The following is a 24,397-nucleotide window of genomic DNA, read 5'->3' on the forward strand; positions in this document are numbered from 1 at the left end:
GCGCTTGCCGTTGTGCGAGTAGTGGTACCAGTACAGCAGCATCGAACCGAGCGAGGCCATCAGCCTGTCGGCGATGTCGCGTGCGCCGGGCAGGTCGTGGTCGTCTTTCTCCGGCAGCACGGTGCCGAGCACCGAGACGCCCGTGCGCATCACGTCCATCGGATGCGCGGCGGCCGGAATCCATTCCAGCGCGGCCTTGACGTTGGCGGGCAGGCCGCGCAGCGCCTTGAGCTTCGTCTTGTAGGCGGTCAGTTCAGCCTGCGTCGGCAGCTTTTCGTGGACCAGCAGATACGCGATTTCTTCGAATTCGCACGCGCTGGCGATGTCGAGAATGTCGTAGCCGCGGTAATGCAGATCGTTGCCAGTCTTGCCGACCGTGCACAGCGCGGTGTTGCCGGCCGTCACGCCGGACAGGGCAACGGATTTCTTCGGCCTGAAGCCGCTTTTAGGTTCGTTCTCGCCTTGTGCGACGGCGGTTTGCGTCGTCTCGCTCATCTCCCGCAATCTCCTTTGTGTCTGCTCACTACTTCTGGTTGAACCGCGCATTCGGCGTCTGCTCCTTGCTGCGGAGACGCTGCTGGGACTCGCTTACACGGCTCCACATGAGAGCGCCGTTCAGCGCTGCTATGCGGGCTGCTGCGTTAACCATCGTGCTCATGATGCGACTTGCCCGTTAGCGCCCACTTCCGCGAAAAGCGGCGCAGCGTCTTGCGGGACGGCGCGGCCAGTGGATTGCGCGCGACGCAGCACCGACCAGTAATAGCGATAGCTCGCGCGGTCGTGCAGCGTGTCCTGATAGCGCGTCGGTCCCCAATGAGCGGACTGCGCAGCGAGCAGAATTTCAGTTGCGGTGACGATTTCCTCGTCGCGTGGTGCAAACGCGGCGACGATCGCCTCGACCTGCGCCGGATGGATGCTCCACATCCGCGTGTAGCCGAACTCGTTGCGGGCGCGGGCAGCGTCGTTGGCAACCACGCTCATGTCACGCACTTCCGTGCTGACGTTATGCGACGGCACCTTGCCGTGCGCGTGACAGGCCGCCGAGATCTCGAGCTTCGCGCGCCGTACCAGCGGGTGATCGAACTGACCGGGCGAGCGCATGGCGGTATCGGGAATCGCGCCGTCGTGTGCGGAGACGAAGTCCATCAGGCCGAAGCTCAGCGCCTCGACCCCGGGCAGCGCGGCCAGATCGAACACGCGCGTCAACGCGCCATGTGTTTCGACCAGCAGTTGCACCGGCACCGGCTGAGCAATGCCGAGTTCACGCCGCGTCGCCTCGATGAAGGCGACCATTTCGGCGGCATCAGGAACGTTGCGGATCTTCGGCAGGGTGATGTAAGCGGGCACTCGCTTTGCAGCGCGCAGAATGAGACGGACGTCCTCACGCCAGTGCGGGTGGTCGAAGTCGTGGACCCGCACGCCGACGCGGCCGAAGTGGTCATGCTCGCTGCCCAGCAGCGACGCGACCAGCTCCGCGTGTTCGGCCTCGTGGCCGACCTGCGCGCCGTCTTCGCAATCGAGCGTGATGTCGAACACCGGGCCGAGTTGCTGCTGCAATGCCAGTGATTTCAGCATCAGCTTCTCGCTGCCGGCGTAGTGATCGCAGGCAGGCAGCACAGCGGGCGGCACTTCGCCGTCAAACAGCACTTCGGCGGGTGTGAGGGCGCGCATCTTCGGCGTCAGGGGCGTGGGTGGTCGTTAGGGAAATCTGATGCGGATGCGCTCTGTTCGGCCATGGTCACGCAGCCGCGCAAAACACATTCGGATCAGATGCAAATGCCGGCGTGGCGAAGCGCCATACCTGCATTCGCACGTAAAAAACCGGAACCCGCCGCGGTGAAGCTTCGGAGTCCCGGTTCTTCTGCATCGGGCGCTTAGCCGAGCAGGTGTTGAACGCCTTCGCGCTCTTCGAGCAGCTCGTTCAGCGTGCCGTCCATCTTTTCGCGCGAGAACGCGTCGATTGCCAGACCTTCAACGCGCTTGTACTCGCCGTTTTCGCAGGTCACCGGCACACCGTAGATGATGTCTTCCGGAATGCCGTACGAACCGTCCGACGGAATACCCATCGTGACCCACTTGCCGTTCGTGCCGAGCACCCAGTCACGCACGTGGTCAATTGCAGCGTTAGCCGCCGACGCTGCCGACGACAGGCCGCGCGCTTCGATGATCGCTGCGCCGCGCTTACCGACGGTCGGGATGAACGTGTTGCGGTTCCATTCTTCGTCGTTGATCAGCTTGGTCAGGTCCTGACCTTCTGCAGTTGCGACGCGGAAGTCCGGGTACATGGTCGGCGAGTGGTTGCCCCACACAGCCAGCTTTTCGATCGAAGCGACCGGCTTGCCCGACTTGGCAGCCAGTTGCGACAGCGCGCGGTTGTGGTCCAGGCGCAGCATGGCGGTGAAGTTCTTCTTCGGCAGATCCGGCGCCGACTTCATCGCGATGTAAGCATTCGTGTTGGCCGGGTTGCCGACCACCAGCACCTTCACGTCGCGGCTGGCGACTTCGTTCAGCGCCTTGCCCTGAACCGTGAAGATTTCGGCGTTTGCCGACAGCAGGTCCTTACGCTCCATGCCTTTCGAGCGCGGACGTGCGCCGACCAGCAGGGCAACGTCTGCGTCCCTGAATGCAACTTTCGGGTCGTCAGTGATCACGACGCCCGACAGCAGCGGGAATGCGCAATCATCCAGTTCCATCACGACGCCTTTGACGGCGCCTTGCGCTTGCGGCAGGTCGAGCAGTTGCAGAATAACCGGCTGATCCTTGCCGAGCAGGTCGCCATTGGCGATGCGGAACAGCAGGGAGTAAGCAATTTGACCTGCGGCGCCGGTGACGGCAACGCGCTTTGCGGGCTTAGCCATTGAGAAATCTCCAGGACGATGCGTTAGACGCTAGGGAAAACGCCATTCTATATGCGCGTTCAGCGAAGCGTTGTGAAACACGGCGGAATTCACTGTTCGCGTACGGCCTCGTAATTTGCCGAGGCTGTGCGGCGCGCTGCGGCAAGACCGCCATGCCGGAACCTGTGCTGCTGAGGAGCGGGAAGCGGGGCATGTTGGCGCCGGGTAGCCGCTGCACGGTGCGGGCTCCTGCAAACAGCGCGTTTCGGCAAGCGTCTGACCAACGAATGGCGGCGAATCGAAACCTGGACTGCGTGGGAACAGCATGGTGCAGAGTGGCTGCCGGTGCGCTGCGGTGCTGTATTGCATCATGCAAAACAGCCGCCGAAAACCCCGCAAACCCTTGCTCGACAAGGAGTGTAGGAGCCGTCAGACACAAAGTCAACATTATCTTATGTCTTATATAAGACATATCTGTTGCGGGGAAAACCCTAGACGCGGCACGGCCCTTTATGATGAAATGCGCGGATGACTTCGAACCAGGCGAACACCGCGAATCCGAACGGCCATGGGGCCACGGGCGAGGGTGTATCCGCCGCCACACCCGTTACGTCGCCCACTTTCAGCCCCTTGTATCAGCAGATCAAGGGCTTGATTACGCAGAGTCTCGAAAGCGGCGAATGGAAACCTGGCGAGATCATTCCTAGTGAAGTCGAATTGGCGGCCAGATACAAGGTCAGTCAGGGAACAGTGCGCAAAGCGATCGACGAGCTTGCCGCCGACAACCTGCTGGTGCGCCGCCAGGGTAAGGGTACTTTTGTTGCAACGCACAATGAAGACCGTGCCCAGTTTCGCTTCCTCAGATTACTGGCCGATGACGGCGCGGAACATCCGCACGTCAGCCGCCTGCTTGAATGCCGGCGCTTACGCGCTTCGGCGGACATCGCCCGGCAACTCGATCTGAAGCCCGCCGATCCGGTGGTGCTGATCAAGCGCTTGCTGCAGTTCGACGGCGAAGTCACCGTACTCGACGAAATCTGGTTGCCCGGCGCGGTGTTTCGCGGGCTCACGCTCGAACGGCTGTCGGAGTATAAAGGTCCCCTTTATGCAATGTTCGAGACGGAATTCGGCACGCGCATGATCCGCGCAACGGAGAAGATCCGGGCGGTCGCGGCTGATCCTTCGGTCGCCGATCTGCTGCATGTACCGGCGGGTTTTCCGCTGCTTTCGGTCGAGCGCGTGTCCTATACATATGGTGACCGGCCGGTTGAGGTGCGCCGTGGTTGGTATGTCACAACCGGGTATTACTATCAGAACGATCTGAGCTGAATCGGGGCGAAAAAAGGCGCCGCGTCCCACACGCGCGCCTGTTTGAAGGCGCCTTTATCGCGCACGCTGTAACGGACCTGTAGTGGTTTTCGCTGCAGCGCGATATAAAAAGGCGCTAAAATTGCGGATTAGTGTGACTACATAGTAGGGGTCTAGCATGGCTGAAGCCGTAAAAAAACCGAGGCCGGAATTCCGGAACATCGGTATCGGGCAGATTTTGACGGCATACCGTCTACCGCTAGCGGGGCGAGTGTCGATCTTGCACCGCGTAAGCGGGTTGCTGCTTTTTGTTTTTCTTCCGTTCCTGCTGTACCTCTTCGATCAGAGCCTGACTTCCGAACTCAGTTTCGAAGTCTTCAAGGGCTTCCTCTCCAACATCATCGTCAAGCTCATCACGCTCGTTCTCGCGTGGGCCTTCCTGTTTCACTTCTGCGCAGGCGTGCGTCACCTGCTCATGGACACAAGCCACGGCCTCACGACTAAAGAGAAGGGCAAGCAAACCTCCATCGTGGTGCTGGTCGTTTCGTCGCTTCTGACGATTGCTTTTGCGCTCAAACTCTTCGGAGCATTCTAAAAAAATGGCAGCTAATAACCGAATCGGTCCGAAGCGCCTCGTCGTCGGCGCACATTACGGTCTGCGCGACTGGCTTGCCCAGCGCATTACCGCCTGCATCATGGCCGTCTACACGGTGATCCTGCTCGCCTGGTTCTTCGGCGCGCGCGATTTCTCGTATGACGGTTGGGCGTCGATCTTTGCAACGCAATGGATGAAGCTCGCCACGTTTGTCACGCTGCTGTCGCTGTTCTATCACGCGTGGGTTGGTATCCGCGACATCTGGATGGACTATGTGAAGCCCGTTGGCACGCGCCTGTTTCTTCAAGCGCTGACGATCGTCTGGCTGCTCGCATGTGCGGGCTACGCTGCGCAGATTCTCTGGAGAGTGTAAAAGAATGGCTGCAATCAAGAATTCTCTGCCGCGTCGCAAATTTGACGTGGTTATCGTCGGCGCAGGCGGCTCGGGAATGCGCGCTTCGCTGCAACTCGCGCGCGCCGGTCTGTCGGTTTGCGTGCTGTCCAAGGTGTTCCCGACGCGCTCGCACACGGTCGCTGCCCAAGGTGGCATCGGCGCATCGCTCGGCAACATGAGCGAAGACAATTGGCACTATCACTTCTACGACACGATCAAGGGTTCCGACTGGCTCGGCGACCAGGACGCGATCGAGTTCATGTGCCGTGAAGCACCGAACGCCGTCTACGAACTGGAACACATGGGTATGCCGTTCGACCGCAATGCGGACGGCACGATTTACCAACGCCCGTTCGGCGGCCATACCGCGAACTACGGCGAAAAGCCGGTGCAACGCGCTTGCGCGGCCGCTGACCGTACCGGTCACGCCCTGCTGCACACGCTGTACCAGCAAAACGTTGCTGCCAAGACGCAATTCTTCGTCGAATGGATGGCGCTGGATCTGATCCGCGACGCCGACGGCGACGTGCTCGGCGTGACCGCGCTGGAAATGGAAACCGGCGACGTTTATATCCTCGAAGGCAAGACTACGCTGTTCGCTACGGGCGGCGCGGGCCGGATCTTCGCGGCATCCACGAACGCGTTCATCAACACCGGTGACGGCCTGGGCATGGCCGCACGTTCGGGCATCGCACTGCAAGACATGGAATTCTGGCAATTCCACCCCACCGGCGTGGCCGGCGCGGGCGTGCTGATTACCGAAGGCGTGCGTGGCGAAGGCGGCATTCTGCGTAACTCGAACGGCGAGCGTTTCATGGAACGCTACGCGCCGACCCTGAAGGATCTGGCGCCGCGCGACTTCGTTTCGCGTTCGATGGACCAGGAAATCAAGGAAGGCCGCGGCGTGGGTCCGAACAAGGATCACGTGCTGCTCGACCTGTCGCACATCGGCGCTGAGACGATCATGAAGCGTTTGCCGTCGATCCGCGAAATCGCCATGAAGTTCGCGAACGTCGACTGCATTAAAGAGCCGATTCCGGTTGTGCCGACCATTCACTATCAAATGGGCGGTATCCCGACGAACATCAACGGCCAGGTCGTTGGCACGTCGAAGGCTCATGAAGAAGTCGTCAACGGTTTCTACGCAGTGGGCGAATGCTCGTGCGTGTCGGTGCACGGCGCAAACCGTCTCGGCACGAACTCGCTGCTCGACCTGGTGGTGTTCGGCCGCGCGGCCGGCAACCACATCGTCAAGCATGTGAGGGAAATCAAGGAGCACAAGCCGCTGCCGGCCGACGCTGCCGATTTCTCACTGTCACGTCTGAACAAGCTGGACAAATCCACATCGGGCGAATACTCGCAAACCGTTGCGGCCGAAATCCGTTCCACGATGCAGGCGCATGCCGGCGTGTTCCGCACGTCGAAGCTGCTGGCCGAAGGCGTGGAGCGAATTCGCGAAGTGGCTGACCGTGTCGACAACATCTACCTGAAAGACAAGTCGAAGGTGTTCAACACCGCCCGTGTTGAAGCGTTGGAAGTGGAGAACCTGATCGAAGTGGCACGCGCCACGATGGTTTCCGCCGAAGCGCGCAAGGAAAGCCGCGGTGCGCACGCGCAAAACGACTTCGAACATCGCGACGATGAAAACTGGCTGCGCCATACGCTGTGGTTCAGCGAAGGCGATCGCCTCGACTACAAGCCGGTTCACATGCAACCGCTGACCGTCGAATCGGTACCGCCGAAAGCGCGAACCTTCTAAGGCACAAGTCAAAGGAATTCAGAAATGGCTAAGCGTACATTTGAAATTTACCGCTACGACCCGGACAAGGATGCAGCGCCGCGCATGCAGACGTACGAGATCGAAATCGACTCGCACGAACGCATGCTGCTCGATGCGCTGCTGAAGCTGAAGGCAGTCGACGAAACCTTGTCGTTCCGCCGTTCGTGCCGCGAAGGCGTGTGCGGTTCGGACGCGATGAACATCAACGGCAAGAACGGTCTGGCCTGCTTGCAGAACATGAACGACCTGCCGCAAAAGATTGTGCTGCGTCCGCTGCCGGGTCTGCCTGTTGTGCGCGACCTGATCTGCGACTTCACGCAGTTCTTCAACCAGTATCATTCGATCAAGCCGTACCTGATCAACGATACGCCGCCGCCGGAAAAGGAACGTCTGCAGTCGCCGGAAGAACGCGACGAGCTCGACGGCCTGTACGAATGTATTCTGTGTGCTAGCTGCTCGACCTCGTGCCCGAGCTTCTGGTGGAATCCGGATAAGTTCGTCGGCCCGGCTGGCCTGTTGCAAGCCTATCGTTTCATCGCGGACAGCCGTGATGAAGCGACGGGTGAACGCCTCGACAACCTGGAAGATCCGTACCGTCTGTTCCGTTGCCATACGATCATGAATTGCGTCGACGTTTGCCCGAAGGGCCTGAACCCGACCAAGGCGATTGGCAAGATCAAGGAATTGATGGTTCGCCGCGCAGTCTAGGATGAACAACCCCCACGCTCCCTGTCGTTCGCTGCCCCCCGAGGGGGCGGTCAGTACGCTTGGGAGCGGCCCGGCGCGTACTGACATGAACACCGAAACATCGCATCAGTCCGACCCCCTACGCCGCGCGCGCCTTCGCTGGCGCGCGCGGCGCGGCATGCTGGAAAACGATCTGATCTTTGAGCGTTTTTTCAGCCGATATGAGCATGACCTCAGCGATGCCGATGTGGGCGCTCTCACGCGCCTGCTCGAGCTGAGCGATAACGACCTGATGGACTTGCTGCTGGTCCGCAAGGAACCGGAAGGCGACCTTGCCGACCCGGATGTGATCCGGGTGCTGGAGCTGTTGCGCAACGCTTGAGCGCCGCTTGTTCGCCGCGTGTCCGTTGTTCCAGGCGTGCAAATTATCGAAACCCTGTTTCCATACTTCGATTGAGGATGTGCTATGACCCCGTCAGATGTTAAAGCCACGCTATCGTTCAGCGACAATTCGCCGAGCGTTGAAATGCCGATTTACAAGGGCACTCTCGGCCCGGACGTGATCGACATCCGCAAACTGTACGGCCAGACCGGCAAGTTCACGTACGATCCGGGCTTCATGTCGACGGCGGCGTGCAATTCGGCGATCACCTACATCGACGGGGACAAGGGCGAGCTGCTGTATCGCGGCTACCCGATCGACAACCTCGCGGAAAACGCCGACTTCCTCGAAACCTGCTATCTGCTGCTGAAGGGCGAACTGCCGAACGCAGCGCAGGAGAAGGAATTCGTCGACACCGTCACGAAGCACACGATGGTGCACGAGCAGATGCACTTCTTCTTCCGTGGCTTCCGCCGTGACGCACACCCGATGGCGATTCTGGTTGCCGCGGTCGGTGCACTGTCGGCGTTCTATCACGACTCGCTCGACATCAACAATCCGCGTCACCGTGACGTGTCGGCCATTCGCATGATCGCGAAGCTGCCGACGCTGGTGGCGATGGCGTACAAGTACAGCATCGGGCAGCCGTTCGCGTACCCGAAGAACGACCTGTCGTACAGCGCGAACTTCATGCACATGATGTTCTCGAACCCGTGCGAAGAGTACAAGGTCAACGACGTGCTGGTGCGCGCACTGGATCGTATCCTGATCCTGCACGCAGACCACGAACAGAATGCGTCGACCTCGACGGTTCGTCTGGCCGGTTCGTCGGGCGCTAACCCGTTCGCATGTATCGCGGCCGGTATCGCTTGCCTGTGGGGCCCGGCGCACGGTGGTGCGAACGAAGCCGCACTGAACATGCTGGAAGAAATCGGCTCGGTCGACAACATTCCTGAGTTCATCAAGCAGGTGAAGGACAAGAACTCGGGCGTGAAGCTGATGGGCTTTGGTCACCGCGTCTACAAGAACTACGATCCGCGTGCGAAGCTGATGCGCGAAACCTGCCACGAAGTGCTGGAAGAGCTGGGTCTGCACGACGACCCGCTGTTCAAGCTGGCCATGGCACTGGAAAAGATCGCGCTGGAAGACGAATACTTCGTGTCGCGCAAGCTGTACCCGAACGTCGACTTCTACTCGGGTATCGTTCAGCGCGCGCTGGGCATCCCGACGTCGATGTTCACGTGTATCTTCGCGATGGCGCGTACGGTGGGCTGGATTGCGCAGTGGAACGAAATGATCGCCGATCCGGAACAGAAGATTGGCCGTCCGCGTCAACTGTTTATCGGTGATACGCAACGTGAAGCGAAACCGATTGCGCAACGTTGATCGGGTTGAGTCTGCGTAGTTTGTAGTGGTTCGTTCGCTACGAATCAACGCAGAATCTGGCTGATGGAAAACGCCCCAACGGGTTCACCGTTGGGGCGTTTTGTTTTGGGGCGCGCGTGCTTGGCGTCGCCGGGCTCGCTCGAGCGAAGGTGGCCGTATTTCGAGGTTGGCCGGCGTGGCGGTGGCGTCCTTCGGTGCGTGCCCATGTGTTTCGAAAAAACGCCGATATGCGCTAGGCGTCACGCCGCGTGCCGACAGGAATTGTCGATTGAAATTGGCGAGATTTGGAAAACCGGCTTTCGTCGCGATCAGCGCGATCGGCCAGCCTGTATCGGTCAACTGCCGTGTCGCATAGCCGATGCGTAGCCGGTTCAGATAGCGTCCGACGCTCTCGCCCACATGTCGCACGAAGTAGCGGTGCAGCGAGCGCTCTGAGAGGTTGGCCACCTCGCATAACTCGGCCACGCGCAGCGGTTCTTGGAAACGCCGATCAAGCAGATCAAGCACGCGATTTAGCCGCTCCGCTTCCGACGCACTGCCGCCCGGCGTGACAGCGGGCGCGAAGGCGCCCGTCTGCGCGCGTTGCCCCTGTTGCATTGCTCGCACCTGAGTAACGTCCGCAACGATGCAAACTCCGGGCAGCAATCAGCCATCCGCCGTGCCCAATCGCCACTGAACCACACCACGATCGCCACCTGCGGTTCACGCGCATCGATCGGCTCCGTCGACGCCCACGTGTGCGGCATGTCCGGCGGCACCAGCACGAGATCGTCGCCGTTGTAATCGGCGATATGGTCGCCGATGAAGCGCCGGCCACGGCTATTCATCGTCAGCGTGAGTTCATATTCGGGGTGGTGATGCCACTCGAACGGGATCTGCGCGAGCTGCCGATGGTAGACGCGGATCGAGCAGCCGTCGGGGATGGTGACGCGTTCGTATTGAGGTTTCACGCTACACACCCCTGGCCGCGGGAAGGAAAAACGGCGAATGTCAGAATTGTATCGATAATTGGCCGAAAAAGATGCATGCCAGGCGCCAAAGCTCCCTAATCTGGATGCACTTTAGCCCCACACAAAACCGATGCAAGGAGACAAGCCATGCCGCTCGTAATCGACAATCTTCCGGAAGCGATCCGCACCACGAAACGCGCGCTGCGCGCCGCGTTGCCGAACTATGCGCAGGTGTTCAACGAAGTCGAAGACGCGATCCGGCAGCAGGTCGATGCCATCCGCCGTGACCGCGAGGAGGGACGCGAAGCCATTCCCGTATTCGACTACGCGAGTATCGTTTCCGGCGGCATCGACCCAGCTACGATCGCCCAGATCAAGATGCGCGGCGCATGCGTGGTGCGCGGGGTTTTCACTCGCCAGCAAGCCGGCGACTGGAACGATGAAATCGCGCAATACGTCGAGCGCAATAACCTCGACGATAAGCTCGCGCACCGCGCGGAGGATAAGTACTTCGGCAATCTCTCATCGAGCAAGCCGCAGATCTATGGCGTGTACTGGTCGAAACCGCAAACGGAGGCGCGGCAGTCCGAACAACTGACGAACACGCGCGTGTTGCTCAATCGTTTGTGGACGTCGGAGAGCGAAGGGAAGCAGCACTTCGATCCAGAGCGCGTGCCGGTGTACGCGGACCGTATCCGCCGCCGGCCGCCGGGTTCGGAATCGTTGGGTTTGTCACCGCATGTCGACGGCGGCTCGGTCGAGCGCTGGCTCGATCCGAATTTCCAGCAGGTGTACCGGCACGTGCTGTCGGGCAACTGGCGCGCGTACGATCCGTTCGACGCCGCTTTCCGCCCCGATGTGCAGGAGATTCCGTCGCCAGCCGTATGTTCGATGTTCCGCACCTTCCAGGGCTGGACCGCGCTGACGCCGCAAGGCCCCGGCGATGGAACGCTGCAATTGATCCCAATCGCCAACGCCATGGCCTACGTGATCCTGCGCGCCTTGCAGGACGACGTTCCTGAGGACGAACTCTGCGGCGCACAGCCGGCGCGTGCACTGTCGATCAAACCTGAATGGCACAACCTGCTGCTCGAAGCGGTCACGCCGATCCCGCACATGCAAGCGGGCGACGCCGTGTTCTGGCACAGCGACGTCGTGCATTCCGTGGAAGACGCGCATCGCGGCAGCGGCTATAGCAACGTGATGTACATCTCGTCGGCGCCGTGGTGCGCAAAAAACGAGGCGTACCTGAAGCGCCAACTGCCGAGCTTCCTGCGTGGCGAGAGTCCGCCGGATTTCCCGGCCGATCACTTCGAAACAGACTTCATCGGCCGTGCGCAGGAAAGCGATTTGACGCCGCAGGGGCGTGCCCAACTGGGGTTCGATCTCGAACGCTGAGCCTGAATGTGCATGGCCGCGCGTGTTGGCGCATGCAGCGCCACGCCGCGCGAACCCACGAATATGCGCGGCGTTGCATCGCGCACGCCACGCAATCCCGTGCCGGGTAACGCCCATACAGGTATCGCCACTACCACCCAACTCCCTGTTTTTTATCGGTTTTCTCTGTGATTGAAGGGCCCAAAGCGGGGTTCTGCGTGGCATAATCGACCGACACAGTCAGCCCGCAGTCATTACTACCCGCATACCATGGCACAGACTCTCTACGATAAATTGTGGAACACACACGTGATCCACACGGAAGAAGACGGCACGACGATTCTCTATATCGACCGTCACCTGCTGCACGAGGTCACCAGCCCTCAGGCGTTTGAAGGCCTGAAGCTGGCTGAGCGTCCGGTGTGGCGTATCAGCGCGAATCTGGCGGTGTCGGACCATAACGTCCCCACCACGGATCGCAGTCACGGCATCGCCGATCCGGTCTCCAAACTGCAAGTCGATACGCTGGATACGAACTGCGACGCCTACGGCATCACGCAGTTCAAGATGAACGACCTGCGTCAGGGCATCGTGCACATCATCGGGCCGGAACAGGGCGCTACGTTGCCGGGCATGACCATCGTCTGCGGCGACTCGCACACGTCCACACACGGCGCGTTCGGCGCGCTGGCGCACGGCATCGGCACGTCGGAAGTCGAGCACGTGCTGGCCACGCAAACGCTCTTGCAGAAAAAGAGCAAGAACATGCTGGTGAAGGTCGAAGGCCCGTTGCCGCGCGGTTGTACCGCGAAAGACATCGTGCTCGCGATCATCGGCAAGATCGGCACGGCAGGCGGCACCGGCTACGCGATCGAATTCGGCGGTTCGACGATTCGCGCGCTGTCCATGGAAGGCCGCATGACGGTCTGCAACATGGCGATCGAAGCCGGCGCGCGCGCCGGCATGGTCGCCGTGGACGACACCACCGTCGAATATCTGAAGGGTCGCCCCTTCTCGCCGCAAGGCGTCGAATGGGATCACGCGGTCGAGTACTGGAAGCAGTTCAAGTCGGACGACAGCGCGCAATTCGATCGCGTGGTCGAGCTGAACGCTGCGGAAATCGTGCCGCAAGTCACGTGGGGCACGTCGCCGGAAATGGTCACCGCCGTGGACGGCCGCGTGCCGGATCCGGAACGCGAAAAAGACCCGGTTAAGCGTGACGCAATGGAGCGCGCGTTGAAATACATGGCGCTCGAACCGAATGCGCTGATCGAATCCATCAAGCCGGATAAAATCTTCATCGGGTCGTGCACCAACGCGCGCATTGAAGACATTCGTGCTGCGGCATACGTTGTGAAGAAGCTCGGCCGCCGCGTCGCGCCGAACATCCGTCTGGCCATGGTAGTGCCGGGTTCGGGTCTGGTGAAGGCGCAAGCGGAACGCGAAGGCCTCGACAAGGTCTTTACCGATGCCGGTTTCGAATGGCGTGAGCCCGGTTGCTCGATGTGTCTTGCGATGAACGCCGACCGGCTGGATCCGGGCGAGCGTTGCGCGTCCACGTCGAATCGTAATTTCGAAGGTCGTCAGGGCGCCGGTGGCCGTACCCACCTCGTGAGCCCCGCGATGGCTGCCGCTGCGGCTATCGAGGGGCATTTCGTCGATATTCGCAAGCTTGGATAATTCGCATGATGAAGAACATGAATCGCACCACTCTATTGCGCCGCTTCGCACTCGGTACCCTGGCTGGGCTACTGCTCGGTCTGGCCGGTTGCAACACGGTGCACGGATTCGGCGAGGACATGTCGCACCTCGGCAATTCGATCAGCAACCACGCTGACAAATAAGCGGTTTTTGATTTTTGCCGGCAATGTAGCGAGCGGCTTTCCGGCCGTCACGCGCATCGCCCGGTCTTGAAACAGGCGCAAGCGTCATGGATAAATTCATCGTACACACCGGCGTCGTGGCGCCGCTCGATCGCGAAAACGTCGATACGGACGCGATCATTCCGAAGCAGTTCCTGAAGTCGATCAAGCGCACGGGCTTCGGTCCGAACGCATTCGACGAATGGCGTTACCTCGACCACGGCGAGCCGGGTCAGGACAACTCGAAGCGTCCGCTGAATCCGGATTTCGTACTGAACCAGCCGCGCTATCAGGGCGCATCGGTGCTGTTGGCGCGCAAGAATTTCGGTTGCGGCAGTTCGCGTGAGCATGCGCCGTGGGCGCTGGAGCAGTATGGTTTCCGAGCGATCATTGCGCCGAGCTTCGCCGATATTTTCTACAACAACTGTTTCAAGAACGGTGTGCTGCCGATCGTGCTGACCGAACAGCAAGTCGATCACCTGTTCAACGAAACCTACGCGTTCAACGGCTTCAAGCTGACCGTCGATCTGGAAGCGCAAGTCGTGCGTACGTCGGACGGCGGCGCTGAGTATCCGTTCGAAGTCGCGGGCTTCCGCAAGTATTGCCTGCTGAACGGCTTCGACGACATCGGCCTCACGCTGCGTCACGCGGACAAGATTCGCCAGTTCGAAGCCGAACGGATCACGAAGCAGCCTTGGCTGAATCACCGTATCGTCGGGTAAAAGCCTGAAGGCCTGAGCGCCTTACGGCTCGCTGATTCATAGTCACAAGTCTCGAAGAAAACCATCAAGGAATTCGCATGAAGATCGCAGTCTTGCCGGGCGACGGCATCGGTCCCGAAATCGTCAAAGAGGCCGTCAAGGTCCTGAACGTGCTCGGCGAAAAGTTCGAACTCGAAGAAGCGCCGGTTGGCGGCGCGGGCTATGAAGCGAAGGGTCATCCGTTGCCCGATTCGACGCTGGCACTGGCGAAAGAAGCCGATGCGATCCTGTTCGGCGCCGTCGGCGACTGGAAGTACGACTCGCTTGAACGCGCGCTGCGCCCGGAGCAGGCGATTCTCGGTCTGCGCAAGCACTTGCAGCTGTTCGCGAACTTCCGTCCGGCGATCTGCTATCCGCAACTGACGGGCGCTTCGTCGTTGAAGGAAGAGATTGTGTCGGGCCTCGACATCCTGATCGTGCGTGAACTGAACGGTGACATCTACTTCGGCGCGCCGCGCGGCGTGCGTTCGTCGCCGGATGGGCTGTTCGAAGGCGCGAAGGAAGGCTTCGACACGATGCGTTATTCGGAACCCGAAGTGCGCCGCATTGCGCACGTGGCGTTTCAGGCCGCGCAAAAGCGCCAGAAGAAGCTCACGAGCGTGGACAAGGCCAATGTGCTCGAAACGTCGCAGTTCTGGCGTGACGTGATGATCGACGTGTCGAAGGAATACGCTGACGTCGAGTTGTCGCACATGTACGTCGACAATGCCGCGATGCAGTTGGTGAAGGCACCGAAGGCGTTTGACGTGGTCGTGACTGGCAACATGTTCGGCGACATTCTCTCCGACGAAGCCGCCATGCTGACGGGTTCGATCGGCATGCTGCCGTCGGCCTCGCTCGACAAGAACAACAAAGGCTTGTACGAGCCGTCGCACGGTTCGGCGCCGGACATCGCCGGCAAGGGCGTGGCGAATCCGCTGGCAACGATTCTCTCGGCCGCGATGATGCTGCGCTATTCGCTGAACAAGGCGGAACAGGCGGATCGCATCGAAACCGCGGTCAGGAAGGTGCTGGAACAGGGTTTCCGCACCGGCGACATTCTGACGCCGGGTTGCAAGCAGGTCGGTACTGTGGCGATGGGCGACGCGGTGGTCGCCGCGCTGTAAGGCGCTTTGAAACAGGAAGTCGTAACGGCGGTAGTTAGGTCGTCAAACGGCCTTTAAAACGCGAATTGGCCTTGAAACAGGCCGATTCGCGCGTAATACGGACGATAGCGGCGGCTGATGACGTCGCCAGATTCCGGTTTTCGTGTATATTGTAGCGATGGCGCACACAGCTCAAATCTCCTCGATTTCGACACTCCACGGCAAAACGGCCCGTGTGGTTGAGTTCGTCATTACCACCAAAGCGCTCATTAAAACGATTACCCCGAAAACGATCACGAAACGCTGATCGTCCGTCGTGCCCGCTCATCTTCCCCGCGCGGTCACTGCGGGCAAAGATGCGGGGAAGTTTCCATTCGAAGGGTATGAAGTCATGAACGTAGGTCTCGTAGGTTGGCGCGGTATGGTCGGCAGCGTCCTGATGCAACGTATGCAGCAGGAAGGCGATTTCGACTTGATCGAACCGGTGTTTTTCAGCACCAGCAACGCGGGCGGCAACGCGCCGTCGTTCGCCAAAAACGAGACCAAGCTCAAAGATGCGACAAGCATTGGAGACCTGAAGAAGTGCGAAGCGATCATCTCGTGCCAGGGCGGAGATTACACGAACGAAGTGTTCCCGAAGCTGCGCGCAGCGGGCTGGAACGGCTACTGGATTGACGCGGCCTCGTCGCTGCGTATGAAAGATGACGCGGTCATCATTCTCGATCCGGTCAACCTCGACGTGATCAAGAACGCGCTGGTCAAGGGCCAGAAGAATTTCATCGGCGGCAACTGCACGGTCAGCCTGATGCTGATGGCACTCGGCGGCCTGTTCCGCGAAAACCTCGTCGACTGGATGACGGCCATGACGTACCAGGCCGCTTCGGGCGCGGGCGCGCAGAACATGCGCGAACTACTGCAGCAAATGGGCACGCTGTACGGTGCGGCCAAGGAAGACCTGGCTGATCCGTCGTCGGCGATTCTCGACATCGACCGCCGCGTGCTGAGCGCAATGAACAGCGACCGTATGCCGACCGACAACTTCGGCGTGCCGCTCGCCGGCTCGCTGATTCCGTGGATCGACAAGGATCTCGGCAACGGCATGTCGAAGGAAGAGTGGAAGGGCGGCGCGGAAACCAACAAGATCCTCGGCAAGCCGGCCATGGGCACGCCGGGTTCGATCCCCGTAGATGGTCTCTGTGTGCGCATCGGCGCAATGCGCTGCCACTCGCAAGCGCTGACCATCAAGCTGAACAAGGACGTGCCGCTGGACGAAGTAAACAGCATCCTTGCGTCGGGCAACGACTGGGTCAAGGTCGTGCCGAACGAACGCGAAGCGTCCATGCGCGATCTGTCCCCGGCCGTGGTGACGGGCACGTTGACCGTGCCGGTCGGCCGTGTGCGTAAACTGGCGATGGGCGGCGAATATCTGTCGGCCTTCACGGTTGGCGATCAGCTGCTGTGGGGCGCCGCAGAACCGCTGCGTCGCATGCTTCGCATTGTGCTCGACAAGTAAAGTAAACTACGCGCTCACGACGCGTAGAAAATTCAAGAAGCGTCGCGCTTGCGCGGCGCTTTTTTCATTGTGTGCTCCGATTATCTTGTCTCTTTCCAACCGCAAAAAAGGGCTGCGCGCTGACGCGCCAGGAGTCCCGATGAACCTTCGACTCTCTTCCCTTCGGGCTATGTTTATGCATCAAGGTACGGGCCGGCTGACGGCCGCGGCCGCCTTGGCGTTCGCGCTGACTGGTGTCGGCGTTGGTAGCGCGGTGGCCGCGCCCGGCGACGCCGCGAGTGCGCCGGAGGGCGCCTCCGTTTCTTACGCCGCCGGGAGTCAATATACGGTGCGGCCCGGACAGTCGTTGAACGACGTGGCAATTGCCGTCACGCAATCGCACGATCGGGGAACGCTCGCACGCGCTTCGCGCGCGCTGTTCGATGCGAATCCGAATGCCTTCATGAGCCATGACCCGAGCCGGATGCGCATAGGCGCGCTGTTGACGATCCCGGCGCTGGATGCGTCGGGCGCGCTGGCGGCTTCTGCGCCGGTTGCGGGGTCTGCATCTGCCGCATCGTCGGTCGCTACGGCTACGGCTACGGCTACGGCCACGCCTGCTTCCGCGCCGAACGCGGCGGCAGTCGGTGCTGCGGTTGGCGTCGCGAGCGGCGTGGCGCAGGTCAATGCCGCGGCAGCGAGCGCGGCAAGCGCTGCGGCTCGCGCTGTAGCCCCGGCCACGCCTGCGGTGTCAGGGACGGCCAGTTCGACCGCTGAAGCAAGCCCGGCGACGCCGGGTAGCTCGACAGCGGCCGGCGCGATTGCGGCGGCGCCCGTAGCGGGCTCACAGGCTTCAGGCGCGTTGCCGGTCAGCGGTGCACATGTCTGGTCGGGCGCGATCCAGCCCTCGGCCAGCGAGCCTGCGGAAGATGCGTCGGCGCCTGTCACAGCATCTGCTCCCGTGACGGCCACTGCACAGCCGGCATCGCAACCGCGTGCCCAGGTGTCCAGCTTGCAGCAATTGCTTGCGCTGAAAAACCGCGTGCTGATGGAGTTGCAGAAACATGGCATCGGCGGTGCGCCCGCCGTGACGGGCACTCCTTTGACGAACGGTGCACAGCCGGCTGCTGGCGTTTCGTCTGCGGCGGCCGTTTCCGGTCATGGTGGCGCCGCAATTTCCACGTCGAACGACGTCGGCATCTCGCAGACGAATTTGAGCGTGGCAGCGGCGATCGGCGCGGCATTGGTCGTGTTGCTGGCGGCTTTGCGTCTGCGTCGACGTAAGCGCGCCGGTGTTGCCGCGGCTGGAGGCTCACTGGCGGAGGACGCAGCGGCGGCTTCGGCGCGAGCGGCTGGGACGCAGCAAGATGTCGTTTCGACGCCCGAACAGGTGCCGGCCCGGGATGTGTCGGACGCGAGCGATGAAGCGGCAGCGCAGCATGCAGCGGCGCTGGCGGCGACTGACCGCGAGACCGAAGAGCGTGAAGCAGCGGCACGGGAAACGGCTGAGCGCGTGGCAGCGGAGCGCGAAGCGGAAATTCGCGCGGCGGCTGAGCGGGAAGCGGCCGCGCGTGAGGCAGCAGAGAACGAAAGTGCAGAGGGCGCAGCAACCGAACACGCGGGGGCGGACCATGCCGCTGCGGAGCGTGCAGCAGCAGAGCAAGCCGCGGCAGGACACGAACCAGCAGAACAAGCCGCAGCAGAACACGAAGTGGCAGCCCATCACCCATACACAGGCTTACCCGCACAGGACCCCAGCACTTCCCAGCACGCGTGGCAGGAAAGCCACCCAGCGCCCGCCGCATCCATTGAACCTGAGCAGCCGAGCCCTGACGTCGTGCCCACCGCCCAAGGCGGTTTCACGTCCGAACCGCTTCCTGCAGCCCATCACGAAAATCTCGACGGAGCGACCACCGCTGCGAGCCTTGCAGCCGCCGCGGAACTCGGTGCTGAAGCTTTGCCGCTGACGTCGCTTGAACCGGTCAGCGAGACCTTCCAGCAAGAGGTGCCTCCGCACCGCCTGCAATGGGACGACGAACCGGCATCGAGCGCGCCGGCCGCGCCGTCGGCAGCGGCGACGAATGAGCCGTTTGTTGAGCCGCAGAATCATCTCGATACCCCGCCACCGGTCATCGATTTCGCGCAACAGCAAGTTGAGCCATCTCCGACGTCGCCGTTCGGGCAGCCGCACGGCGACACGCCGACGCATCCGGTGCCGGATACATCCGTGCCGGCAGTGCCCACGGCCCAACAGGACGCGACCCACGTCGAACCGACGCATCGGCCGTCCTATGAGCTGCAACCGCAACCGCAGCCACATCAGCAAGTCGAAACCGCGACGCCCGATGGCGCACCGAATGTCGAACCGGCACCCGTCGCGCAGAATCAGCCCGCGCCGTCCGTCCCGACCGGGTTCCCACGCGACGCCGTCGATGCATTCAGCAGTCTCAACATGCCATTGCCGCCGCGCGTCGAATCGACCGACGCAGCGGTGAGCACACCCGAGTCGCTGGCGGCACAGCCGGTTGCATCCCCGGAAACCGCAGCGCAGCAAGCCGTGACGCCGCACGATCCGGATAACACCCCGCACATCGCCGATGAAATCGCCGCCGGCACCGCAGGCCATGCAGCCGTTGCGGGCCTGGGCGCGGCCGGTTTCGGTGCGCTGAAGCTCGATTTCGACCTCGAGTTGCCGCCGAGCCCGGCTCAGCCGTTGCCCGCCTTTACGCAGGCCGATCTCGCCCGCATCGCCCGCAACAAGCTCGATCTGGCCGCCGAATATATCGACCTCGGCGATCTGTCCGGCGCGCGCACGCTCATCAACGAAGTGATCGAAGCGAACGATCCGGCCACGCGTACCGACGCCCGCGCGCTGCTCTCGACGCTCGCGCCATTGTCGTGAAGCGTATTGCGCTAGGCGTCCAGTACGACGGCTCGGCATTCTGCGGCTGGCAGTCGCAGCTGCACCGCAAGACCGTACAGGACGAGCTCGAACGGGCGTTGCGCGAGTTCGCGCAAATGCCCGTGCAGACCGTTGTGGCGGGTCGTACGGATACGGGCGTGCACGGCCTCGGCCAGGTCGTGCACTTCGACACTGAACTCGACCGCACGGACTTTTCGTGGATCCGCGGCACCAACGCCTTTCTGCCGAAGACGATCGCCGTGCAGTGGGCCAAGCCGATGCCCGACGCGTTCCACGCGCGCTTTTCGGCGTTCGAGCGGACCTATTACTACGTCCTGTACGTCCATCCGTTCCGCTCGCCGATGCAGGCTACGCGGGCCGGCTGGATACACACACCGCTCGACGGCGACGCCATGCGGACCGCCGCCGCCAACCTGATCGGCGAGCACGATTTTTCGGCGTTCCGTTCGTCGCAATGCCAGGCGAAAACGCCGGTCAAGCATCTGTATCAGATTGACATTCGGCAACAGGGCGACTTCGTTCATTTCCGCTTTCGGGCGAACGCGTTCCTGCACCATATGGTGCGCAACCTGATGGGCTGTCTCGTCGATATCGGCCGCGGACGCCATCCGGCCGAGTGGATGGCCGAGGTTCTCGCCAGCCGCGATCGCGACTGTGCCGCGCCGACTTTCATGCCTGACGGCCTGTACCTGGCGCAGGTGGGCTATCCTGAGCACTTCGCCGTGCCCGCGCCGCAGACCGGCAGTGTGCCGTGGAGTACCGTATGGACCGAGCAAGCGCAAACATGAAATCAACTGAAAATCTGGCGTCCGGAGCTACCGCCGGCGCGCAACAGCAAGCCACGCCGCATCGCACGCGTATCAAACTGTGCGGCCTCTCGAAGCCGGAAGACCTGACGCAAGCGATCGACCTCGGCGCCGACGCGATCGGCCTCGTGTTCTATCCGCCGAGCGCGCGCTCGGTGAGCGTTGCGCAGGCCGTCGAGCTGGTGCATGACGTGCCGCCGTTTGTGTCGGTAGTCGGTTTGTTCGTCAACGCTACGCCGGACTGGATCCGCGAAGTCGTCAGCAATGTCGGGCTCACGCTGCTGCAATTTCATGGTGACGAAACCCCGGAGCAGTGCGAAACCCTTGCTGGGGTTGCGGGTTTGCCTTGGTTGCGCGCGTTGCGAATCGCGGCGGATACTCAACCGGCAGATTTGGTAAAATCAGCGCTTAACTATTCAGCAGCCAGCGGCCTTCTGTTCGACACCCATGTCGAGGGCTATGGCGGCGGCGGGAAGGTTTTCGATTGGTCACTTATTCCAGCAGAGCTCGCGCGTCGGGCCGTTTTGAGTGGTGGGTTGAACGCGCAAAACGTCAGTGATGCGATCCATCGCGTGCGCCCGTACGCGGTCGATGTCTCGAGCGGCATCGAAGTGCCGGGCGCCCGGGGCGTGAAAGATCACGCCCGGATGGCGGCGTTCGTACGCGCGGTGCGCGCAGCGGACGCCGAATGATTCAGGCGACGGGGTTTCATCTTATGAAAACCGCGCGCCACACTGAGAAGAGTGATCACCATGTATAACTTGCCTGACGAAAGAGGCCATTTCGGCCCATATGGCGGCGTGTTCGTCGCTGAAACGCTGGTTCACGCACTCGACGAGCTGCGTGCCGCGTACGAGAAATATCAGAAAGACCCGGAATTCGTCGCCGAATACGAGCGCGAACTGAAGCATTTCGTGGGTCGTCCGTCCCCGATTTATCACGCACAGCGCTGGAGCGAAATGCTCGGCGGCGCGCAGATTTTCCTCAAGCGCGAAGACCTGAATCACACCGGCGCTCACAAGATCAATAACGTGATCGGCCAGGCACTGCTCGCCAAGCGCATGGGCAAACCGCGCGTGATCGCCGAAACTGGCGCGGGCCAGCATGGCGTGGCGACCGCGACCATTGCGGCGCGCTTCGGCATGGAATGCGTGGTCTACATGGGCGAGGAGGACGTGCGCCGCCAGGCTGCCAACGTGTACCGGATGAAGCTGCTCGGCGCGACCGTCGTGCCCGTGGCGTCTGGTTCGCGCACGCTTAAGGACGCGCTCAATGAAGCGATGCGCGACTGGGTGACCAACGTCGAAAACACGTTCTACATCATCGGCACGGTGGCCGGACCGCATCCGTATCCGATGATGGTGCGCGATTTCCAGCGCGTGATCGGCGACGAGTGCAAGGTGCAGATGCCCGAACTGGTCGGTCGCCAACCCGACGCCGTGATTGCGTGCGTTGGCGGTGGTTCGAACGCGATGGGTATCTTTTACCCGTACATTGACGACGCTTCGGTGCAACTGATCGGCGTCGAGCCAGCGGGCGACGGGATCGAAACCGGCCGGCACGCAGCCTCGCTGATCGCCGGCACGCCGGGTGTGCTGCATGGTAACCGCACCTATCTTCTGCAAGACGAGAACGGTCAGATCATCGAAACACATTCGATCTCGGCCGGTCTGGACTATCCGGGCGTCGGCCCTGAGCACGCGTGGCTAAAAGACAGCAATCGTGCGCAATATGTCAGCATCACCGACGAAGAAGCGCTGAAGGGCTTCCACGATTGCTGCCGTATCGAAGGCATTATTCCGGCGCTGGAATCCAGCCACGCGCTGGCCTATGCCGCGAAGCTCGCGCCGACGTTGCCGAAGGACAAGGTCCTTCTGGTCAATCTGTCGGGCCGCGGCGACAAGGACATGCATACGGTCGCTGAGCGATCGGGCATTCAGTTCTGAGCGCCGCGACGATGCGCGACGAGTTCGACGAGCCGCAACCGGCGCTTGAAACCACCCTGGCCGCCGAGGTCGCGGCGGCCGAGGCACCTGCACCGTTATTGCCGCAGGTGCCCGCCGGTATCCGACTGTTGAACCGCGATTTTCTGACCGATGTGGCGAACATCCCCGACGGGTCGATCGACCTGATCCTTTGCGATCCGCCTTATGGGCTCGGCAAGGATTATGGCAACGACTCCGACATGCGCTCCGGCGAGGATTTCCTCGCCTGGACACGTGGCTGGCTCGAACTGGCTATTCCGAAGCTCAAACCGTCGGGTTCGCTCTATATCTTCTGCACGTGGCAGTACGCACCGGAAATCTTCAGCTTCCTGAAGACAAAACTCACGATGATCAACGAAATCATCTGGGACCGGCGTGTGCCGAGCATGGGCGGAACGGTGCGCCGTTTCACCTCGGTGCACGACAACATCGGCTTTTTCGCGGTGTCGAAAGATTATTTTTTCGACCTCGATCCCGTCCGCATCCCGTACGATGCCGTCACGAAGAAGGCGCGTTCGCGTAAATTGTTCGAAGGCAGCAAGTGGTTGGAGCTTGGCTATAATCCGAAGGACGTCTGGTCGGTATCTCGGTTGCATCGGCAACACGCCGAACGCGTCGATCATCCGACCCAGAAGCCTCTGGAAATCGTCGAGCGGATGGTGCTGGCAAGTTGTCCGAAGGGCGGGCGCGTGCTCGACCCGTTCATGGGCAGCGGCACCACCGCAGTCGCTTGCGCCCGGCAGCAGCGCGAATTCGTCGGCTATGAGATCAATGAAAGTTACTGCGCAATAGCGCGCGAACGCGTGAGCGCGGCCGCGTCGGCGCCCACTGTCGCTCGCAAAACCCGCAAGAATGCGGCCAAGGCTGAGCAGCAAACCGAGGCGCAGTAAGCGCGCAGTAGCTTAAAAATCCGAGAATATTCCATGTCCCGTATCAAGAACACGTTTGCCGCGTTGTCCGCCCAGGGTAAGAAAGGCCTGATTCCGTTCATGACGGCCGGCGACCCGGACCCGGCGCGCACGGTCGAATTCATGCATGCGCTCGCCGCCGGGGGCGCCGATGTGATCGAACTTGGCGTACCGTTTTCCGACCCGATGGCCGACGGCCCGGTGATCCAGCAGTCGTCCGAACGCGCGCTGGCGCATGGCGTGTCGCTGCGCCACGTGCTGGCCGATGTGAAGCGCTTCCGCGAAACTGACGACAAGACGCCGGTGGTGCTGATGGGCTATGCCAATCCGATCGAACGCATGGGCACCGAAGCGTTTGCCAAGGCTGCGAAGGAAGCAGGGGTAGACGGTGTGCTAGTTGTCGACTATCCACCGGAAGAGTGCACTAACTTCGCTGAACAGATGCGATCTGCTGGCATCGATCCGATCTTTTTGCTTGCGCCCACCTCCACGGACGAACGCATCGCAGAAGTTGGCAAAATCGCCAGCGGCTACGTCTATTATGTGTCGTTGAAAGGGGTAACCGGCGCGGCAAATCTGGACGTTTCCAGCATCGCGAGTAAAATCCCGGCCATCAAGTCGCGCGTACCCCTGCCGGTGGGCGTCGGTTTCGGCATCCGTGATGCGCAAACGGCGCGTTCGGTGGCGGAAGTTTCCGATGCCGTCGTGATCGGCAGCCGTATCGTGCAATTGCTCGAACAAGCGGCCCCCGAAGCCGCCGCTGAGACGCTCACGCGCTTCATTGCTGAAGTGCGCGAGGCGATCGATAGCGTCGCGACTGCCCGATAACAGTAATTTTTTGTCTCCTGTAGTGTGAGCGGCGGGTTCGTCCCGCCGTTT

22 protein-coding genes and 1 pseudogene are annotated in these 24,397 nt (G+C 61.5%); 19 read left to right on the plus strand and 4 right to left on the minus strand.

What is annotated here, in order from left to right; all coding sequences use genetic code 11:
- From VFE81_RS15190 to VFE81_RS15200, 3 genes are all read right to left on the minus strand, one after another.
- Nucleotides 1–495: citrate/2-methylcitrate synthase (locus VFE81_RS15190; RefSeq protein WP_325045382.1), on the minus strand; the 495-nt coding region annotated here is incomplete at its 3' end.
- Between the two features lie 159 nt (nt 496–654).
- Nucleotides 655–1,671: an HpcH/HpaI aldolase/citrate lyase family protein gene (locus tag VFE81_RS15195; protein ID WP_325045383.1), complete on the minus strand. Its 1,017-nt coding sequence runs from the start codon at nt 1,669–1,671 to the stop codon at nt 655–657.
- Between the two features lie 203 nt (nt 1,672–1,874).
- Nucleotides 1,875–2,858 (minus strand): malate dehydrogenase, encoded by a 984-nt coding sequence (locus VFE81_RS15200; RefSeq protein WP_325045384.1) that lies wholly within the window; start codon nt 2,856–2,858, stop codon nt 1,875–1,877.
- A 507-nt stretch (nt 2,859–3,365) separates the two neighbouring features.
- Here VFE81_RS15200 and VFE81_RS15205 point away from each other — a divergent pair.
- From VFE81_RS15205 to gltA, 7 genes are all read left to right on the plus strand, one after another.
- On the plus strand, nt 3,366–4,166 hold the full coding sequence (locus tag VFE81_RS15205) for a GntR family transcriptional regulator (protein WP_325045385.1): 801 nt from the start codon (nt 3,366–3,368) through the stop codon (nt 4,164–4,166).
- Nucleotides 4,167–4,323: 157 nt separating this feature from the next.
- A complete protein-coding gene (gene sdhC / locus VFE81_RS15210) occupies nt 4,324–4,740 on the plus strand; it encodes a succinate dehydrogenase, cytochrome b556 subunit (RefSeq protein ID WP_325045386.1) in 417 nt (138 codons plus the stop codon).
- A gap of 4 nt (nt 4,741–4,744) precedes the next feature.
- Nucleotides 4,745–5,113, plus strand: a complete 369-nt coding sequence (sdhD, locus tag VFE81_RS15215) for a succinate dehydrogenase, hydrophobic membrane anchor protein (RefSeq protein ID WP_054034791.1) — start codon at nt 4,745–4,747, stop codon at nt 5,111–5,113.
- 4 nt (nt 5,114–5,117) lie between these two features.
- Nucleotides 5,118–6,893 (plus strand): succinate dehydrogenase flavoprotein subunit, encoded by a 1,776-nt coding sequence (gene sdhA, locus VFE81_RS15220; protein ID WP_325045387.1) that lies wholly within the window; start codon nt 5,118–5,120, stop codon nt 6,891–6,893.
- 24 nt (nt 6,894–6,917) lie between these two features.
- Entirely contained in the window at nt 6,918–7,622 is a 705-nt protein-coding gene (locus VFE81_RS15225) for a succinate dehydrogenase iron-sulfur subunit (protein ID WP_007178777.1), read from the plus strand.
- 85 nt (nt 7,623–7,707) lie between these two features.
- The gene (locus VFE81_RS15230) at nt 7,708–7,983 is read left to right on the plus strand and encodes a succinate dehydrogenase assembly factor 2 (protein WP_325045388.1); all 276 of its coding nucleotides are present in this window, start codon (nt 7,708–7,710) and stop codon (nt 7,981–7,983) included.
- Between the two features lie 84 nt (nt 7,984–8,067).
- Nucleotides 8,068–9,369 (plus strand): citrate synthase, encoded by a 1,302-nt coding sequence (gene gltA, locus VFE81_RS15235; RefSeq protein WP_325045389.1) that lies wholly within the window; start codon nt 8,068–8,070, stop codon nt 9,367–9,369.
- A gap of 84 nt (nt 9,370–9,453) precedes the next feature.
- Here the strand turns inward: gltA and VFE81_RS15240 are convergent.
- Nucleotides 9,454–10,319 (minus strand): annotated as a pseudogene (locus VFE81_RS15240) (helix-turn-helix domain-containing protein).
- A 147-nt stretch (nt 10,320–10,466) separates the two neighbouring features.
- Here VFE81_RS15240 and VFE81_RS15245 point away from each other — a divergent pair.
- From VFE81_RS15245 to trpA, 12 genes are all read left to right on the plus strand, one after another.
- Nucleotides 10,467–11,717: a DUF1479 domain-containing protein gene (locus tag VFE81_RS15245; RefSeq protein ID WP_325045390.1), complete on the plus strand. Its 1,251-nt coding sequence runs from the start codon at nt 10,467–10,469 to the stop codon at nt 11,715–11,717.
- A gap of 249 nt (nt 11,718–11,966) precedes the next feature.
- Nucleotides 11,967–13,376, plus strand: a complete 1,410-nt coding sequence (gene leuC, locus VFE81_RS15250; RefSeq protein WP_325045391.1) for a 3-isopropylmalate dehydratase large subunit — start codon at nt 11,967–11,969, stop codon at nt 13,374–13,376.
- A 5-nt stretch (nt 13,377–13,381) separates the two neighbouring features.
- Nucleotides 13,382–13,540: an entericidin A/B family lipoprotein gene (locus VFE81_RS15255; protein WP_028196115.1), complete on the plus strand. Its 159-nt coding sequence runs from the start codon at nt 13,382–13,384 to the stop codon at nt 13,538–13,540.
- 86 nt (nt 13,541–13,626) lie between these two features.
- On the plus strand, nt 13,627–14,280 hold the full coding sequence (leuD, locus tag VFE81_RS15260; protein WP_325045392.1) for a 3-isopropylmalate dehydratase small subunit: 654 nt from the start codon (nt 13,627–13,629) through the stop codon (nt 14,278–14,280).
- A 77-nt stretch (nt 14,281–14,357) separates the two neighbouring features.
- Nucleotides 14,358–15,425 carry a 3-isopropylmalate dehydrogenase gene (gene leuB, locus VFE81_RS15265; protein ID WP_325045393.1) on the plus strand — a complete coding sequence of 356 codons (1,068 nt, stop codon included), beginning with the start codon at nt 14,358–14,360 and terminating at the stop codon, nt 15,423–15,425.
- Between the two features lie 370 nt (nt 15,426–15,795).
- The gene (gene asd, locus VFE81_RS15270; RefSeq protein ID WP_325045394.1) at nt 15,796–16,917 is read left to right on the plus strand and encodes an aspartate-semialdehyde dehydrogenase; all 1,122 of its coding nucleotides are present in this window, start codon (nt 15,796–15,798) and stop codon (nt 16,915–16,917) included.
- A gap of 169 nt (nt 16,918–17,086) precedes the next feature.
- Nucleotides 17,087–19,798 (plus strand): FimV/HubP family polar landmark protein, encoded by a 2,712-nt coding sequence (locus VFE81_RS15275; protein ID WP_414695598.1) that lies wholly within the window; start codon nt 17,087–17,089, stop codon nt 19,796–19,798.
- A complete protein-coding gene (gene truA / locus VFE81_RS15280; protein WP_325045396.1) occupies nt 19,795–20,607 on the plus strand; it encodes a tRNA pseudouridine(38-40) synthase TruA in 813 nt (270 codons plus the stop codon). The genes VFE81_RS15275 and truA overlap by 4 nt, the downstream gene beginning before the upstream one ends.
- On the plus strand, nt 20,604–21,317 hold the full coding sequence (locus VFE81_RS15285) for a phosphoribosylanthranilate isomerase (protein WP_325045397.1): 714 nt from the start codon (nt 20,604–20,606) through the stop codon (nt 21,315–21,317). Before truA ends, VFE81_RS15285 begins: the two co-directional genes overlap by 4 nt.
- A gap of 60 nt (nt 21,318–21,377) precedes the next feature.
- Complete coding sequence (gene trpB, locus VFE81_RS15290) at nt 21,378–22,571, plus strand: tryptophan synthase subunit beta (protein ID WP_325045398.1); 1,194 nt, start codon at nt 21,378–21,380, stop codon at nt 22,569–22,571.
- 11 nt (nt 22,572–22,582) lie between these two features.
- Nucleotides 22,583–23,500, plus strand: a complete 918-nt coding sequence (locus VFE81_RS15295; protein ID WP_325045399.1) for a site-specific DNA-methyltransferase — start codon at nt 22,583–22,585, stop codon at nt 23,498–23,500.
- Between the two features lie 33 nt (nt 23,501–23,533).
- Entirely contained in the window at nt 23,534–24,346 is an 813-nt protein-coding gene (gene trpA / locus VFE81_RS15300; protein ID WP_325045400.1) for a tryptophan synthase subunit alpha, read from the plus strand.
- The last annotated feature ends 51 nt before the right edge of the window (nt 24,347–24,397 follow it).

Source organism: Paraburkholderia sp., assembly GCF_035656215.1.
GTDB lineage: Bacteria > Pseudomonadota > Gammaproteobacteria > Burkholderiales > Burkholderiaceae > Paraburkholderia.

Bases quoted from the DNA above. Each gene is read 5' to 3' on its own strand.
- sdhC (WP_325045386.1), top strand. From the start codon at position 4,324: ATGGCTGAAGCCGTAAAAAAACCGAGGCCGGAATTCCGGAACATCGGT.
- VFE81_RS15200 (WP_325045384.1), bottom strand. From the start codon at position 2,858: ATGGCTAAGCCCGCAAAGCGCGTTGCCGTCACCGGCGCCGCAGGTCAA.
- VFE81_RS15285 (WP_325045397.1), top strand. From the start codon at position 20,604: ATGAAATCAACTGAAAATCTGGCGTCCGGAGCTACCGCCGGCGCGCAA.
- leuC (WP_325045391.1), top strand. From the start codon at position 11,967: ATGGCACAGACTCTCTACGATAAATTGTGGAACACACACGTGATCCAC.
- asd (WP_325045394.1), top strand. From the start codon at position 15,796: ATGAACGTAGGTCTCGTAGGTTGGCGCGGTATGGTCGGCAGCGTCCTG.
- VFE81_RS15225 (WP_007178777.1), top strand. From the start codon at position 6,918: ATGGCTAAGCGTACATTTGAAATTTACCGCTACGACCCGGACAAGGAT.
- sdhA (WP_325045387.1), top strand. From the start codon at position 5,118: ATGGCTGCAATCAAGAATTCTCTGCCGCGTCGCAAATTTGACGTGGTT.
- VFE81_RS15205 (WP_325045385.1), top strand. From the start codon at position 3,366: ATGACTTCGAACCAGGCGAACACCGCGAATCCGAACGGCCATGGGGCC.
- leuB (WP_325045393.1), top strand. From the start codon at position 14,358: ATGAAGATCGCAGTCTTGCCGGGCGACGGCATCGGTCCCGAAATCGTC.
- VFE81_RS15195 (WP_325045383.1), bottom strand. From the start codon at position 1,671: ATGCGCGCCCTCACACCCGCCGAAGTGCTGTTTGACGGCGAAGTGCCG.
- VFE81_RS15230 (WP_325045388.1), top strand. From the start codon at position 7,708: ATGAACACCGAAACATCGCATCAGTCCGACCCCCTACGCCGCGCGCGC.
- sdhD (WP_054034791.1), top strand. From the start codon at position 4,745: ATGGCAGCTAATAACCGAATCGGTCCGAAGCGCCTCGTCGTCGGCGCA.
- VFE81_RS15245 (WP_325045390.1), top strand. From the start codon at position 10,467: ATGCCGCTCGTAATCGACAATCTTCCGGAAGCGATCCGCACCACGAAA.
- VFE81_RS15295 (WP_325045399.1), top strand. From the start codon at position 22,583: ATGCGCGACGAGTTCGACGAGCCGCAACCGGCGCTTGAAACCACCCTG.
- trpB (WP_325045398.1), top strand. From the start codon at position 21,378: ATGTATAACTTGCCTGACGAAAGAGGCCATTTCGGCCCATATGGCGGC.
- leuD (WP_325045392.1), top strand. From the start codon at position 13,627: ATGGATAAATTCATCGTACACACCGGCGTCGTGGCGCCGCTCGATCGC.
- VFE81_RS15255 (WP_028196115.1), top strand. From the start codon at position 13,382: ATGATGAAGAACATGAATCGCACCACTCTATTGCGCCGCTTCGCACTC.
- gltA (WP_325045389.1), top strand. From the start codon at position 8,068: ATGACCCCGTCAGATGTTAAAGCCACGCTATCGTTCAGCGACAATTCG.
- VFE81_RS15275 (WP_414695598.1), top strand. From the start codon at position 17,087: ATGTTTATGCATCAAGGTACGGGCCGGCTGACGGCCGCGGCCGCCTTG.
- trpA (WP_325045400.1), top strand. From the start codon at position 23,534: ATGTCCCGTATCAAGAACACGTTTGCCGCGTTGTCCGCCCAGGGTAAG.